At 37.7% G+C, this 14,091-nt stretch carries 14 protein-coding genes and 1 tRNA gene; 1 reads left to right on the forward strand and 14 read right to left on the reverse strand.

Going from position 1 to position 14,091, the window contains the following annotated elements; genetic code table 11:
- Positions 1 to 10: 10 nt before the first annotated feature.
- The 13 genes from RAH34_RS03990 to tuf all read right to left on the reverse strand — a co-directional run bounded on the left by RAH34_RS03990 (position 11) and on the right by tuf (position 9,025).
- Positions 11 to 1,144, reverse strand: coding sequence for a hypothetical protein (locus RAH34_RS03990; protein ID WP_306595221.1), 1,134 nt, complete (start codon positions 1,142 to 1,144; stop codon positions 11 to 13).
- Positions 1,145 to 1,256: 112 nt separating this feature from the next.
- Positions 1,257 to 1,745 carry a hypothetical protein gene (locus tag RAH34_RS03995; RefSeq protein WP_306595222.1) on the reverse strand — a complete coding sequence of 163 codons (489 nt, stop codon included), beginning with the start codon at positions 1,743 to 1,745 and terminating at the stop codon, positions 1,257 to 1,259.
- Positions 1,746 to 2,016: 271 nt separating this feature from the next.
- Positions 2,017 to 2,385, reverse strand: a complete 369-nt coding sequence (gene rplL / locus RAH34_RS04000; protein WP_062675820.1) for a 50S ribosomal protein L7/L12 — start codon at positions 2,383 to 2,385, stop codon at positions 2,017 to 2,019.
- Between the two features lie 46 nt (positions 2,386 to 2,431).
- Positions 2,432 to 3,022, reverse strand: a complete 591-nt coding sequence (gene rplJ, locus RAH34_RS04005) for a 50S ribosomal protein L10 (RefSeq protein ID WP_114819431.1) — start codon at positions 3,020 to 3,022, stop codon at positions 2,432 to 2,434.
- Between the two features lie 17 nt (positions 3,023 to 3,039).
- Positions 3,040 to 3,732, reverse strand: coding sequence for a 50S ribosomal protein L1 (rplA, locus tag RAH34_RS04010; protein ID WP_002976422.1), 693 nt, complete (start codon positions 3,730 to 3,732; stop codon positions 3,040 to 3,042).
- An 11-nt stretch (positions 3,733 to 3,743) separates the two neighbouring features.
- Positions 3,744 to 4,187, reverse strand: a complete 444-nt coding sequence (rplK, locus tag RAH34_RS04015) for a 50S ribosomal protein L11 (protein WP_047435399.1) — start codon at positions 4,185 to 4,187, stop codon at positions 3,744 to 3,746.
- 268 nt (positions 4,188 to 4,455) lie between these two features.
- A complete protein-coding gene (locus tag RAH34_RS04020; protein WP_306595223.1) occupies positions 4,456 to 5,124 on the reverse strand; it encodes a hypothetical protein in 669 nt (222 codons plus the stop codon).
- A gap of 8 nt (positions 5,125 to 5,132) precedes the next feature.
- Positions 5,133 to 5,780 carry a hypothetical protein gene (locus tag RAH34_RS04025; protein ID WP_114819433.1) on the reverse strand — a complete coding sequence of 216 codons (648 nt, stop codon included), beginning with the start codon at positions 5,778 to 5,780 and terminating at the stop codon, positions 5,133 to 5,135.
- A 13-nt stretch (positions 5,781 to 5,793) separates the two neighbouring features.
- Positions 5,794 to 6,414: a hypothetical protein gene (locus RAH34_RS04030; protein WP_114819434.1), complete on the reverse strand. Its 621-nt coding sequence runs from the start codon at positions 6,412 to 6,414 to the stop codon at positions 5,794 to 5,796.
- A 507-nt stretch (positions 6,415 to 6,921) separates the two neighbouring features.
- Complete coding sequence (gene nusG, locus RAH34_RS04035; RefSeq protein ID WP_002976412.1) at positions 6,922 to 7,464, reverse strand: transcription termination/antitermination protein NusG; 543 nt, start codon at positions 7,462 to 7,464, stop codon at positions 6,922 to 6,924.
- A 19-nt stretch (positions 7,465 to 7,483) separates the two neighbouring features.
- The gene (gene secE / locus RAH34_RS04040) at positions 7,484 to 7,690 is read right to left on the reverse strand and encodes a preprotein translocase subunit SecE (RefSeq protein WP_002976410.1); all 207 of its coding nucleotides are present in this window, start codon (positions 7,688 to 7,690) and stop codon (positions 7,484 to 7,486) included.
- 12 nt (positions 7,691 to 7,702) lie between these two features.
- Positions 7,703 to 7,773: transfer RNA gene (locus RAH34_RS04045), tRNA-Trp, on the reverse strand.
- Between the two features lie 64 nt (positions 7,774 to 7,837).
- Positions 7,838 to 9,025: an elongation factor Tu gene (gene tuf / locus RAH34_RS04050; protein ID WP_114819435.1), complete on the reverse strand. Its 1,188-nt coding sequence runs from the start codon at positions 9,023 to 9,025 to the stop codon at positions 7,838 to 7,840.
- Positions 9,026 to 9,351: 326 nt separating this feature from the next.
- Between tuf and RAH34_RS04055 the strand changes: the two genes are divergently transcribed.
- Positions 9,352 to 10,851, forward strand: a complete 1,500-nt coding sequence (locus RAH34_RS04055) for a DUF4394 domain-containing protein (RefSeq protein WP_306595224.1) — start codon at positions 9,352 to 9,354, stop codon at positions 10,849 to 10,851.
- 86 nt (positions 10,852 to 10,937) lie between these two features.
- Here RAH34_RS04055 and RAH34_RS04060 read toward each other — a convergent pair whose 3' ends face one another.
- Positions 10,938 to 14,036 carry an efflux RND transporter permease subunit gene (locus tag RAH34_RS04060; RefSeq protein WP_306595225.1) on the reverse strand — a complete coding sequence of 1,033 codons (3,099 nt, stop codon included), beginning with the start codon at positions 14,034 to 14,036 and terminating at the stop codon, positions 10,938 to 10,940.
- Positions 14,037 to 14,091: the final 55 nt, after the last annotated feature.

Raw genomic sequence — 14,091 nt, forward strand, 5'->3', positions numbered from 1 at the left:
TTTTATTGGATTAGTAAAGCGCCTTCCAGTTGGAACCGTTACAGCCTTCGTGAACTTTAGCAGTTGTATTATATCGGATTGCACCTTCTTCAGCTGCTGTACATGCTGCGTTGGCACCGGAAGCAATTCCTTTCATCTGCAGCGCCGCTCCTGTAGAGGTAGCTGCTGTAGGAGCCATATTAATTCCCAGTATGGTATCTGTTCCGTTTCCTTTATTGAAGAACACATGTTCCTTATTGGCGTACACCATTTGCCCCGCTGCTGCCTGAGCTGAAAATCCTATCGCAAAAGCTTCTGTACCTGTCGCTGTATTTGCCGAACCAACAGCTATATTGTTTAATGAGGTGGTATTTCCGCTTCCAATGGAAATCCCGCCACTATTAGTATGATTGTTTCCAATGGTTAGTCCTGTCAGTCCCGTTACTGTATTCAGGTTTCCAAAGACAAGGTTATTAGCGCCCGTAGCACTATTATTATTTCCTATTACTTTGGCTCCGTTGTTAGCTGTATTATTCAGCCCGATAGCAACCGCAGGAAAATTTCCCTGTGCAGAAACTGTATTATCTTTTCCTAGTGCAATGTTGGAGGAAGTGCTGTTTGTAAGAGTATTGTTTGATCCCCATGTCAAGGAAGCATAAGGACCTGACGCAGAATTAGAATTTCCACCCTGCAAGGTTCCGTTGATATCCAGGATTCCTTTTACGTTTTTCTGGGTAGACAAAACCAGATTCTGGCTATCATTTGTTCCCAGGTAATTTCCGCTTCCGATGTTTGTTCCTAAAGCTGCTGTAGTGGCTGTTGTGCCAGTATTTCCAACTGTTCGCCAGTTTCCGCTTATGTTTGCCCATTTACTACCGTCAAAATAATAGTAGCCTGGTGAAACAACATCCGTAGTTTGTCCCGTAGGGGTAGTCTCAGCTGCTGTGACATATACTATTGCTCCGGTTTGGGCTGCAGTATAGTTTTTAGCTTTTAATTGCATTCCTGTAAGTCTTGGTGCAATCAAACCGTCAAGTTTAGTTGTATTGGCAGGTGATCCTACGATATCAAAAGTGGCTTGCGGCTGATTAATATTAATCCCTACCTGAGCGATTACGGTTAAACTAAATGATAAAAGAGTGACGGTTAATAATTTGTTTTTCATTTCTAATGGTGTTTGCTGTTTTTATGTAAATGTGTTTTTTTTAAAAGGGCAATTCTCAGGCATTCTCATCTAAATCATAAATGAAATAACAGTTTATACTGTAAGAATACGTTTAAAATTGTAAGGAATATTTTAGAATAAGGGAAAGAATCAGTTTATCGGGAATTTTGATAATATATTTAAAACCATCAACCAGTTTAACGGAATTACTATAGAACGTATTAATGTCTTTACAGGTAAGGCCAACCTGTTCTTTATATTTCTGGTATGAATATCTCCATTTATTGGGTATGGCAGCAGATTTTATAGTATTAAAGAAAGAGAGTATAGATTGAGGATCTTTATCGTAAGATAAAGGCGTTTTTTCCTGACGGGAAGGAAGACAGTGGAGAACAGAACTATTATCTTTTGTTTCAGCACACAGATGAACAGAAACATCAGCTAAGCAACCCTGCAAATGATTTTTACTATCTGTAGAACATGACAACTCAGATTTTGTTCTCATTACAGATATCAACTTAGTGTTTATTTTTCCTACCGCTGCCAGAAGTAACAAAAGTGTAATCTTGCCGCCGTAGGAAAGAAAATAATTTCTATCCAATTATATTGTGTTTTTTCGATACAAATATAATATTTTTTCAATTAAAACAAATATTTATTAATAAAAATTCACACAAAATAAACAATAAACAAAATATTACTAAAACATTATGTTAATTACTAGATTATTTATAATCATAAAAAGATATATTGAAATTAGAGGTAATAATAATAAAATATAATTACAAAATAAGAATCACATTTACAAAGACTTACATACAAAAAAAGCCCGGGCCAATGCCCGGGCTTCTATATTTATAATACAATTGAAATTATTTCAATTCTACTTCAGCACCAGCTTCTTCTAATTGCTTCTTAAGAGCTTCAGCTTCGTCTTTAGAAACACCTTGCTTAATTGCAGCAGGAGCTCCGTCTACGATATCTTTAGCTTCTTTAAGACCAGCACCAGTTAAATCTTTTACTAATTTAACGATAGCTAATTTAGAAGCACCTGCAGACTTAAGAATTACGTCGAATTCAGTCTTTTCTTCAGCAGCATCACCTGCACCACCTGCAGCAACAACTACAGCAGCAGCAGCTGGCTCAATTCCGTACTCATCCTTAAGGATAGCAGCTAATTCGTTTACGTCTTTTACAGTTAGGTTTACTAGCGTTTCAGCTAAATTTTTTAAATCTGACATTGTTGTAATGTTTTTGTTGATTATTTATTTAATTTTTTGAGTGTAATTATTCAGCAGCTGGCGTTTCGTCAGTGCTTTCTGCAGCAGCTTCAGGAGCTTCAGCAGCAGGAGTTTCCTCTACCGCAGGAGCAGCTTCTTCAGCTTTAGCTTCTACAGTTTCAGGTTTGTTTTGAAGAGCAGAAACAACTCTCTGGATTGGAGACTGAAGTAATCCGATGATTTCACCGATCATTTCTTCTCTAGACTTGATGTTAGCCAACATATCTAGGTTATTGTCACCAACGTAGAAAGTTTCTTGAACAAAAGCAGACTTTAAAGCTGGCTTTTCTTCTTTCTTTCTGAATCCTTGGATTAATTTCGCAGGAGCGTTTGCTGTTTCAGCAATCATTAACGCTGAGTTTCCTTTGAAAGATGGGAACATTTCAGAGTAATCTACTCCTTCAATTTGCTCCATTGCTTTTTGTAAAAGTGTATTTTTTACCACTTTCACTTTGATATTTTGCTTGAAAGCCTGTCTTCTGAAATCTGAAGATTTACCAGCGTTCAAACCTTCTAAATCTGCTACGTATACTACTTTTGCATCCTGAAGCAAATCTTTGATCTCTTGTATTGCTACAACTTTTTGGTCTTTTGTCATTGTCTTAAGGATTATTATTAGTTAACAGATTTAGTATCAATTGCAATACCTGGGCTCATTGTAGAAGACAAATAGATGCTCTTCACATAAGTTCCTTTAGCAGCAGTTGGTTTCATTTTGATCAATGTCTGGATTAATTCCTGAGCATTTTCTTTGATCTTAGCAGCATCGAAAGATACTTTACCAATACCCGCATGGATAATACCATACTTGTCTACTTTGAAATCAATTTTACCTGCTTTAACTTCAGTTACTGCTTTACCAATTTCCATTGTTACAGTTCCTGATTTAGGGTTTGGCATTAAACCTCTTGGACCTAATACTCTACCTAATGGACCTAATTTACCCATTACAGCTGGCATCGTAACGATAACGTCAACATCTGTCCAACCTTCTTTGATTTTTTGTAAATATTCGTCAAGACCTACATAGTCAGCACCAGCAGCTTTAGCTTCTGCTTCTTTATCTGGAGTTACAAGAGCTAATACTTTAACATCTTTACCAGTACCGTGAGGAAGAGATACAACACCTCTTACCATTTGGTTTGCTTTTCTTGGGTCTACACCTAATCTTACAGCGATATCTACTGAAGCATCAAACTTTGTAGTGTTCACTTCTTTTACAAGAGCTGAACCTTCTTCAAGGTTATAGATTCTTCCTTTTTCTACTTTGCTTAAAGCTTCCTTTTGCTTTTTAGTTAATTTTGCCATTTCTTTAAGTTTTAAGCGTTAGTTGGTTTAGTTCCTGTTACTCTTAATCCCATAGATCTAGCAGTACCTGCAACCATAGAAAGAGCAGAGTCCATTGTAAAACAGTTAAGATCCGCCATTTTATCTTCAGCGATTTTCTTTACTTGTTCCCAAGTTACAGAACCTACTTTGTTTCTGTTTGGTTCACCAGAACCTCCCTTGATCTTAGCTGCATCCATTAACTGGATTGCTGCAGGTGGAGTTTTAATAACGAATTCAAAAGATTTGTCTTCGTATACTGTAATTACTACAGGTAAAACTTGCCCTGGCTTATCTTGGGTTCTTCCGTTAAATTGCTTACAAAACTCCATGATGTTCACACCTGCAGAACCCAATGCTGGACCTACTGGTGGAGAAGGGTTAGCTGCGCCACCTTTCACCTGAAGCTTTACCATTTTAAAGACTTTCTTAGCCATTGTTTGTTTTTTAAATTTGAATAATTAATGAGTTTGGAAGCATTTATTATTCAGTAGGTTATGCACTCACATAACAATAAACCTACTTTTTGGACTGCAAAAGTATAAAATATTTTTGAAATAGCAAACGGAAATTGCTGATTTTTAAAAAGTTTTAGAAAAATAAATCTTTGCTTATTATTCTACAATTTAAAATACAGCCAAAAAATAAAAAACGGTTATTTGCATTCAATAACCGTTTTACAATTTTTTTAAAAGGAAAGACTGATTAAAAACCGGAAGGTTTATTAATTGTTTTTGTAGAACCGTCATTTCCTCCAAGATCATCATTGATGTCGTTGATATTTTGTTTTTCAATCAATCTTCTGTAGGCCATCAGGTAAAGGTCAACCGTGAAGTTGTTATAAGTTCTTGATGGTGTAGAGGTGTTGGTAGCAATCATTCTGCTATCCGTAAATCTTGCTCTTACGTGCCATGTTCCGTTACTTTTGAAAGCCACAACATCCGGCGATCCCTGTTTATTGTCATTCACACCATTGTCTCCGTAATCAAGCATGACGCTGGTATTCCCATCATTCAGCCTAAACGAATAGTTGTGAAGTATAACCAAAAAGTTGTTGGCATCAATTTTAGTATCATAATCCGTAATTCCTGTCCCAGGTACGCCGGTAAGAGTAAGCTTAAGGTAATTGAACAATCCGCTGCTTTCCAGAGCCGGATCATACAACTGTAAAGCATTCTGTGAAGTTGCTAAAAAGCTACCTCCTGTCATGGTAGGTTCTCCTGGATTTCTTAAGTACAGAGAATTCGTATAGGTTTTTCCATTAACATCAAGTGTTTCTGTAGGATTGGCTGTATTCACCCCTACTTTTCCTTTCTGGGCATTCAAAAAGATCCCAAGGCACATGATTATTGTGATATAAATTTTTCTTTTCATAGTTTTTTTTATTGAAGCCCTAAAGGCGTATTGGTTGATACTCCCGAATATCCCGGTGAAGCAGATGCTGAAACAGAACCGTTAAAAGTTCCCCAGTCTTTCACTAATGATTTTTCAAATACATTTAGAGTAAGTGTCCAGGTTCCATTGATAGAAGAAACAGTTCCCGCTCCTTTAAAAGCCAAATTAATAGCATGGTATTTTTTACCTCCACTGGTTACCTGGGTAATTTCAGTGGCGTAGGAACCATACGATTTTGGGCTGGTGGTGGTATTCGCTGCCGAAACCGCTCCTGTAAAAACAGCACCTGTAATAGCCACCACATATTTACCCGCATCTAATCCTGTATTGAGATTTACCACTTCATCCTGTCTCACATTTTTCAATACAACATTATACATATTTACAGGTGCTACATTACGGAGCGATATATCCAGCAGCTTTACCTTACCTACCGGCGAAGAATCTTTTGATCGGGTAAGAAGAAGATAATTTCCGCCTGCCTTTGTATTTTCAGTATCTATTAAATAGGATTCTACTAATGTTTCCCCTTCAACGTCCAACGTTCCTTTAGGTGTTGTAGTATTGATTCCTACTTGTGCATTTATGCTTAAAGCAGCAAAACCCGTAAAGAGTATCGCAATAATTTTTTTCATAGAGTTTATGTTTTTATTGAATTAATGGAGCTGTTGCAGCACCAGTAGATGCCCCACTAAGGCTTTGTGTTGAATTAAAATCTTTGGCATACGATCTGTCGAACACCAATAAGTTCAGTGTCCAGACACCTGTAGGGAAAGAATTATCAGGAGCGAATCCCTGGTAATCTGCCTTAAGCTTCCATGTCCCTCCTGAAGAGTAGGCAAAGATCTGAGGCATTGGAGTAAGCCAGTCTGCAGAATACGTTCTCGTAGGCTGTGTAAATCCAAAAGAAGAAATTACCACCAAAAACTTGCTGGAATTGATCTTTGTGTCAAATTGATTTACCCAATCCTTGTCTGTAGGATCACAGGTAATTTTGAACTGAATAAGATTAATAGGTGCCGGTGAATTAGGTACAAAAGAATCATTGTACGCTGTAATTTTGTTTTCCGGAGCCGGAGACTTAATAATGAAAGTGTAATTCTCGTCCGCTTTCAGTTTTTCCAGAGGTTGCTTGAAAACAATTCCTGATGTCTTCATTGTACCATTCACGGTAAGCTCCTTTTCCGGTGTCGCAGTATTGATACCAACCTGCGCACTCATGAGTACAGATGTACCCACCAGAGTGATCATCGAAATAATTTTTGTCATTGGGTTATGTGTTTATATAAGACTTGTGTTTTGTTTAGCTAATCCGGATTTTATATTTATTTAAACAATATACATTGCTTATACCTCTGTAACCAGGGTATGAAATAAAAAAATATAAAATTTTGTGGATTAGTTAACAGCTTGGTTGCAAGAAGTATGCCATCTGAAGGTGAATTAACCAATTAAAAAAAACTCAATGCTTGAAAAGAAAATATGATCACTGAATGGTGATAATTAAATTAAAGCAAAGTACACTATAGAAGTAACCAACAGAGTTGTGAAATTTGAAAATCGACAAAATAATATTAATAAACTTAAAAAAACTCTAACAACAGGGAAAAAATATAAAAACTACATGCCTATATTTCATTATGAATAAATAAGACTATGGAGTTATTTATTAAAAAAATTGAATAGAAAATTCATCACCAGAAATTATATTTGAAAAGTATATATATGAAAAAAGACCGCTTTAAAAGCAGTCTTTTATATTTTATAAGTAATGTATTATACTTTTTCTACTTGCATGTAGCTTAATTCCATTGGAGTTTTTCTACCGAAGATCAATACAGAAACTTCAATTTTCTTTTTGTCTTCAAGAATCTTCTCAACTGTACCATTGAATCCGTTGAAAGGTCCATCGATTACTTTAACGTTTTCACCTACTACATAAGGAATTTCAACATCGCTTGCAAATTCTGAAAGTTCATCCATTCTTCCAAGCATTCTGTTAACCTCTGATTTTCTCATTGGAACAGGGTCACCTCCTTTTGTTAAACTCAAGAAAGAAATAACTCCCGGGATATTTTTAATAACGTGAGGAATCTCTCCCATCAGGTCAGCTTCAATCATCAGGTAGCCAGGATAGTAAGGTCTCTCTTTAGGAACTTTTTTACCGTTTCTAATCTGGATCACCTTTTCCATAGGAATAACCACTTGAGTAACGTACTGCTCAAACCCTAGACGTTTGATTTCTGTCTCAATATAGTTTTTCACTTTATTTTCCTGTCCGCTGATTGCTTTCAGCACATACCATTTCAATTCGCTCATTATGGAAAATACTTAATTATTAATTGAACAAGTTGATTAGCATTCCTATGATGTTGCTGATTGCTTTTGAAAACAATTCATCAACTCCAAAGGTAAATAAAGCCAGAATAACTGTCGCAATAGTCACTACAATTGTAGAAGACTGAAGGTCAGCCCATTTTGGCCATTCAACTTTATGTCTGAATTCGTTATAAGAACCTTTTAAAAAATCGACAAATGAACTCATAATTTATATTTGCACGGGCACAAGGATTCGAACCCTGATCAACGGTTTTGGAGACCGGTATCCTACCATTGGACGATGCCCGTAGTTAAAAAAAGCTCCGTAAAGAGTGTTCCTTACGGAAGCTTTTTATATTGTTTTAGATGTTGATTAGTCGATGATTTCAGTTACCTGACCTGCACCTACTGTTCTACCACCTTCTCTGATCGCGAATCTAAGACCCTCGTTAAGAGCGATTGGCTGAAGTAATTCAACAGTGATTGTTAAGTTATCACCAGGCATTACCATTTCTACACCTTCTGGTAAGAAGATCTCACCTGTAACGTCAGTAGTTCTTACGTAGAACTGAGGACGGTACTTGTTGTGGAATGGAGTGTGACGTCCACCTTCTTCTTTAGAAAGGATATAAACCTCAGCTTTGAATTTTTTGTGCGGCTTAACTGAATCTTTCTTAGCAATAACCATACCTCTCTTGATGTCAGTTTTTTCAATACCTCTCAACAATAGACCTACGTTATCACCAGCTTCACCTCTGTCTAGGATTTTTCTGAACATCTCAACCCCTGTAATAGTAGAAGTTAATTTCTCATCACCCATACCTACGATATCAACTGGATCACCAGTGTTGATAACACCAGCCTCGATTCTACCAGTTGCTACAGTACCTCTACCTGTAATAGAGAATACGTCTTCGATTGGCATCAAGAATGGCTTATCCTGATCTCTAACAGGCTGCTCAATCCATGTATCAACTGCATCCATTAATTCTTCAACAGTCTTAACCCACTTCTCGTCTCCGTTAAGAGCACCAAGAGCAGATCCTTGGATTACTGGAGAGTTATCTCCGTCATATTCGTAAGTAGATAATAAATCTCTAAGTTCAAGTTCAACAAGCTCTAAAAGCTCAGCATCATCCACCATGTCAACTTTGTTCATGAAAACAACGATTCTTGGTACGTTTACCTGACGGCAAAGTAGGATGTGCTCTCTAGTTTGAGGCATTGGTCCATCAGTTGCAGCACATACTAAGATCGCTCCATCCATCTGAGCAGCACCAGTTACCATGTTCTTAACATAGTCGGCGTGACCTGGACAGTCAACGTGTGCATAGTGTCTGTTTTCAGTTTCGTACTCGATGTGAGCTGTATTAATAGTGATACCTCTTTCTTTTTCTTCTGGAGCAGAGTCAATAGAAGAGAAATCTTTCTTCTCAGCAAGACCCTTGTTAGCTAATACACTACTGATAGCTGCAGTAAGTGTAGTTTTACCATGGTCAACGTGACCAATAGTACCAATGTTCAAGTGTGGTTTGTTACGATTAAACGTTTCCTTTGCCATGATTTAAAATTATTTATTTATTGTTTTTCAAATTTTCGGTGTGCAAATATAATGAATTTTTAAATACCAAAAACTTTTTATTAAAAAAACTTTCAATATTCTCATCCAGTGAAGGACAAACCTTATATTTAACGTATTGAGACTGCAAATTTACACATTTTTCCGAATAGAAAAAATCCTTAGAAACGTTTTATTAAAAATATAAACTATCTCATTAATTATGAACAGGATATACAGACAAAAAAAATATTGATCATTACCTATATCCATAAATCCCAATGAAGTTTTTTCTCGTACATATAAAGATAACAACTAAAATTAATATTATGAGAAAACTATTACACATGTATTTAGCCTTCTTTGCTATTACAACATTATTTTCATGTGATCATTCCGATGAAAACAGTATGTCAGAAAATATACCTCAAGGACCGGATCTTATGGTATATGGAATTACAGCAATGAACGAACTTGTTTATTTTAATACCAACAACCCCAAAATGTTTACTTCAAAAACAGCTGTAACCGGTATTGCCTCAGGAGAAAAACTATTAAGTATAGACTTCAGACCTGCCACAGGGGAATTGTATGCATTATCCAATGCCAGCAAATTATATATCATCAATACCTCCAATGCTTCAGCAAGAACAGTAAGCTCAACAGCATTTACGCCTATGATCTCCGGAACAATAGCTTCTATTGATTTCAATCCTACCGTTGACAGAATTCGTCTGGTGAGTAATTCGGGACAAAATCTGCGTTTACATCCGGAAACCGCAGCTGTTGCTGCTACTGATATTACTATTAATGGAACAGGAAGCCCTTCAATAACAGGATTAGCCTATACCAACAGTAAAGCAGGAGCTGCTACAACTATTTTATATGATATTGATCCGATGTTGGGGAAATTATACAAACAGGATCCTCCCAACAATGGAACTTTGGTAGAGGTTGGAAGTCTTGGAACCACTTTTACAGGACAGGCAGCTTTTGATATCAAATATGATAACAGTACTGCTCTCTTAGCTTTCAATGACAAACTGCATATTCTTGATCTGAATAATGGAAAAGCAACTTCCATAGGATCACTCCAGCAGGGAATAATCGATATTGCCATTCCTACAGAACCAGTAGCTTATGCCATTGACAATTCGAATAATCTTCAGATTTTCAATCCGAATAGTCCAATGCCTGTTTCCAAGACTATGGCAGGACTACAAAGTGGTGAGAATATTTTAGGAATAGATTTCCGTCCTGCCAACGGACAGTTGTATGCTTTGGGAAGTTCAAGCAGGATTTATACTATTAATTTAGGTACAGGTGCTGCTACCGCTGTCGGCAGTTCTCCTTTTGTAACCTTACTTTCCGGAACAGATTTCGGCTTTGATTTTAATCCCACGGTGGACAGAATAAGAGTGGTAAGCAATACGGGCCAGAATCTTCGGATTAATCCTAATGACGGAACTATTGCCGCTACAGATTTAGTATTGAATCCGGGAAGCCCAATGATAAGTGCCGCAGCCTACACCAATAACTTTGCAGGAGCTACTGCTACAACCCTGTTCGTCATTGATCATAACACAGATAAATTATATCAGCAAAACCCACCCAACAACGGGACTTTAGTTGAGACAGGTTCTTTAGGAATCAATATTACCAGTACTAATGGTTTTGACATCGGAAGTATGAGCCAGAAAGCCTACTTAATGGCATCGGTAGGTTCATCTACAAAAATTTATACTGTTAATACAATGACAGGCGCTGCCACTTCCGTTTCTGACTATCCCAATCCTGTAAAAGCTTTTGCAGTGGGATTAGGATTTTAAACTCATCCTTTTTTTATTTCAATAATGGAGAAGCGCGGAAAACTTTGTTTTCCGCGCTTCTAACTAATATATAAATGAAAGATTAATTAAATCTGACTGAGCTTTTTTGTTCTGTTGAAGATCCAGAAGATAATCGGGAAAATAAGCAGGGTAAGCACAGTTGCGGTAATCAGCCCTCCGATAATGACAATGGCCAATGGTTTCTGAGACTCCGATCCGATTCCTGTAGACAAGGCTGCCGGCATCAATCCGATGGAAGCCATAAGCGCTGTCATAATGACAGGCCGGGTTCTGGATTTCACTCCATTTAAGATGGCCGTATCTATATCCATTCCGTCTTTAACATTCTGATGAAACTCTGTGATGAGAATAACACCGTTCTGAATACAAATGCCCAGAAGAGCAATCATCCCTACTCCGGCGGAAATTCCAAAATTGATTCCGGTAACATGTAAGGCAATAATTCCTCCAATCAAAGCAAAGGGTACATTTGCTAATACCAAAAGAGAATCTTTCATATTCCCAAACAGAATAAACAGCAGAAAGAAAATCATCAGAATACTCACGGGTACTACCTGCGCCAGCCTGTGTGAGGCACGCTGCTGGTTTTCAAACTGACCTGTCCATCCTACAGAATAGCCGTCAGGAAGCTCAATAGTTTCTACTTTTTTCTGGGCATCCGCAATGGTACTCCCTAAATCTCTGTCACGAATGGAGAATTTAACCCCAATATATCTTTTGATATTGTCTCTGTAAATAAATGCGGCTCCGTTATCTTTCACAATGGTACTTATTTCTTTTAGAGGAATCTTTGCTCCATCCTGTGTAGGCACCATCAAAGCAGCAATGTCATTTTCATTGGTTCTGTATTCCTGAGAATAACGAAGACGAATCGGGAATTTTCTTTCCCCGTCAAACATTTCAGAGGCTGTTTTCCCTCCAAATGCCATTTCCAGCACGGCTTGTGCATCTGCAGGCATTACTCCGTAGGCAGCCATTTTATCTCTATCTAAAACTACACTTACTTCCGGTTGCCCAATATTTTTAATAATTCCCGGATCTTTTACCCCTTTCACATCTTTAATTTTTAATAAAACTTCATGAGCTAATTTGTCTAGGGTCTCCAGGTTATCACCGTAGATTTTGATTCCGTTTTCGGCTTTAAAACCTGCCACAGCTTCTGCCACGTTATCGGAAATCGGTTGAGAATAGTTGAAGGTAATTCCCTGATAACTTCTGAGCTTTTGGTCTATTTCATTGATCAGTTCATCATAAGTAATCTTACGCTTCCATTCTTCTCTTGGCTTAAGGTTCACCGCAAACTGTACAAATCCAAATCCGTTGGGGTCGGTTCCGTCATTACTTCTTCCTGTCTGTGCAAGAACATCAGTTACTTCGGAGAAGCTCATGATGTCTTTCTTTAAAAGGTCTGCTGTTTTCAGAGATTCTTTTAATGAGGAGCTCATTGGCATTTCGGCAGTGATCCACAATGAACCTTCATTTAACTGAGGCAGAAATTCTGTTCCTAAAAATTTACCGGAAAACAATGTAACTGCCAGGAAAGAGATCGCCACGATCATACTCATTTTTTTGTGCTTAAAAGTTAGATTGAAGCCTTTCAAAACGATTCTGTCCCAGAAATTAACAAACGGGTTATTTTTTTCTCTTACATTCTTATTTAAAAGGATATGGGAAAGAACAGGTACTAATGTTAAGGTAAATATCAATGCTCCCATTAATGCAAATCCTAAGGTAAATGCCAGAGGAGAGAACATTTTCCCTTCTACTTTCTGAAATGAGAAAATTGGAATCAGGGAAGTGATGATAATTAATTTCGAAAAGAAGATTGCTTTTCCCAGTCCGGTTCCGGTCTGCTTGATCCAGCCTCCTTTTGCCAGTTTATTAAACTTCTCCGTTCCGTACCGCTTCGCTTTATGATCCAGCATTACGAAGAGGCCTTCCACCATGACGACGGCTCCGTCTATGATAATCCCGAAGTCTACGGCACCTAACGAAAGCAGGTTGGCACTCATCCCGGCCAGTTTTAAACATAAAAATGCAAACAGCAAGGATAGAGGAATGATGATGGAAACAATCAGCGTAGTTCTCCAGTCGGCCATAAAGATTAAAACGATTACCGTTACCAGTACAATTCCTTCAATAAGGTTATGCATTACAGTATGCGTAGTGAAATCCATCAGATTGTCGCGGTCGTAGAAAGTGACCATTTTAACATCTTTGGGAAGTACTTTTTCGTTAAGCTCTTTAATTTTAGCCTTCACTCCTACCAGTACTTCTCTCGGGTTCTCCCCTTTTCTCATCACAACAATTCCCTCCACGGTATCGTCATGATGATTCAGTGCAGCCTGTCCTACTCTAGGCATAGAGCTTTCATGAACTTCTGCTACATTTTTTACCAAAACAGGATTTCCGCTATCATTCTGGATGGTAATATTTCCAATATCGGCTACAGATTTTACCAGACCAATCCCTCTTACGACATAAGCCTGGCCATTTTTTTCAATAACATCGCCGCCTACATTCAGGTTACTCTTCGTTACCGCATCATATACCTGAAGGGGTGTCAGATTGTATTTATCCAATGCTCTGGGATCAATACTGAGTTCAAAAACTTTATCCTGTCCTCCGAAAACGTTGATATCCGCTACTCCGGGAACACCTCTCAAAGCACGGTCTATTACCCAGTTTTGCAGGGTAAGCAATGCACGTGAATCTTTGGTTTTACTTTCCAGCGTATATCTGAAAATCTCACCGGTTGGCCCGTAGGGTGGCTGTACTTCAGGGTCTACCTCATCAGGAAGGCTAATGGTTCTTAACTGGTTATTAACCTGATTTCTGGCAAAAGTATCATCCACCCCGTCGTCAAACAGAATTTTAACAATAGAAAGCCCAAACATGGTGGTACTTCTTACACTTGTCTTTTTCTGAACCGGGCTCATCGCCAATTCGATGGGTGTCGTGACAAAACGTTCTACTTCTTCTGCACTACGTCCATTCCATTGGGTGATGATTACAATCTGGGTGTTGGTTACATCCGGAAAAGCTTCAATAGGCATATTTTTGAAACTTATAAAACCGGAGATGGCTAAAATCGCTACCCAGATAAAGGTAAATGCTTTATTTTTTAATGAAAAAGCGATTATATTTTTTATGAATTTATTCATGATAGATACATTGATGACCTAAAAAAGCCGTTAAAGAAAAAAGTGAATATTCTTA

The organism is Chryseobacterium sp. WLY505, assembly GCF_030846215.1.
Classification (GTDB): Bacteria; Bacteroidota; Bacteroidia; order Flavobacteriales; family Weeksellaceae; genus Chryseobacterium.

Bases quoted from the DNA above. Each gene is read 5' to 3' on its own strand.
- RAH34_RS03990 (WP_306595221.1), bottom strand. From the start codon at position 1,144: ATGAAAAACAAATTATTAACCGTCACTCTTTTATCATTTAGTTTAACC.
- rplL (WP_062675820.1), bottom strand. From the start codon at position 2,385: ATGTCAGATTTAAAAAATTTAGCTGAAACGCTAGTAAACCTAACTGTA.
- rplJ (WP_114819431.1), bottom strand. From the start codon at position 3,022: ATGACAAAAGACCAAAAAGTTGTAGCAATACAAGAGATCAAAGATTTG.
- rplA (WP_002976422.1), bottom strand. From the start codon at position 3,732: ATGGCAAAATTAACTAAAAAGCAAAAGGAAGCTTTAAGCAAAGTAGAA.
- rplK (WP_047435399.1), bottom strand. From the start codon at position 4,187: ATGGCTAAGAAAGTCTTTAAAATGGTAAAGCTTCAGGTGAAAGGTGGC.
- RAH34_RS04020 (WP_306595223.1), bottom strand. From the start codon at position 5,124: ATGAAAAGAAAAATTTATATCACAATAATCATGTGCCTTGGGATCTTT.
- RAH34_RS04025 (WP_114819433.1), bottom strand. From the start codon at position 5,780: ATGAAAAAAATTATTGCGATACTCTTTACGGGTTTTGCTGCTTTAAGC.
- RAH34_RS04030 (WP_114819434.1), bottom strand. From the start codon at position 6,414: ATGACAAAAATTATTTCGATGATCACTCTGGTGGGTACATCTGTACTC.
- nusG (WP_002976412.1), bottom strand. From the start codon at position 7,464: ATGAGCGAATTGAAATGGTATGTGCTGAAAGCAATCAGCGGACAGGAA.
- secE (WP_002976410.1), bottom strand. From the start codon at position 7,690: ATGAGTTCATTTGTCGATTTTTTAAAAGGTTCTTATAACGAATTCAGA.
- tuf (WP_114819435.1), bottom strand. From the start codon at position 9,025: ATGGCAAAGGAAACGTTTAATCGTAACAAACCACACTTGAACATTGGT.
- RAH34_RS04055 (WP_306595224.1), top strand. From the start codon at position 9,352: ATGAGAAAACTATTACACATGTATTTAGCCTTCTTTGCTATTACAACA.
- RAH34_RS04060 (WP_306595225.1), bottom strand. From the start codon at position 14,036: ATGAATAAATTCATAAAAAATATAATCGCTTTTTCATTAAAAAATAAA.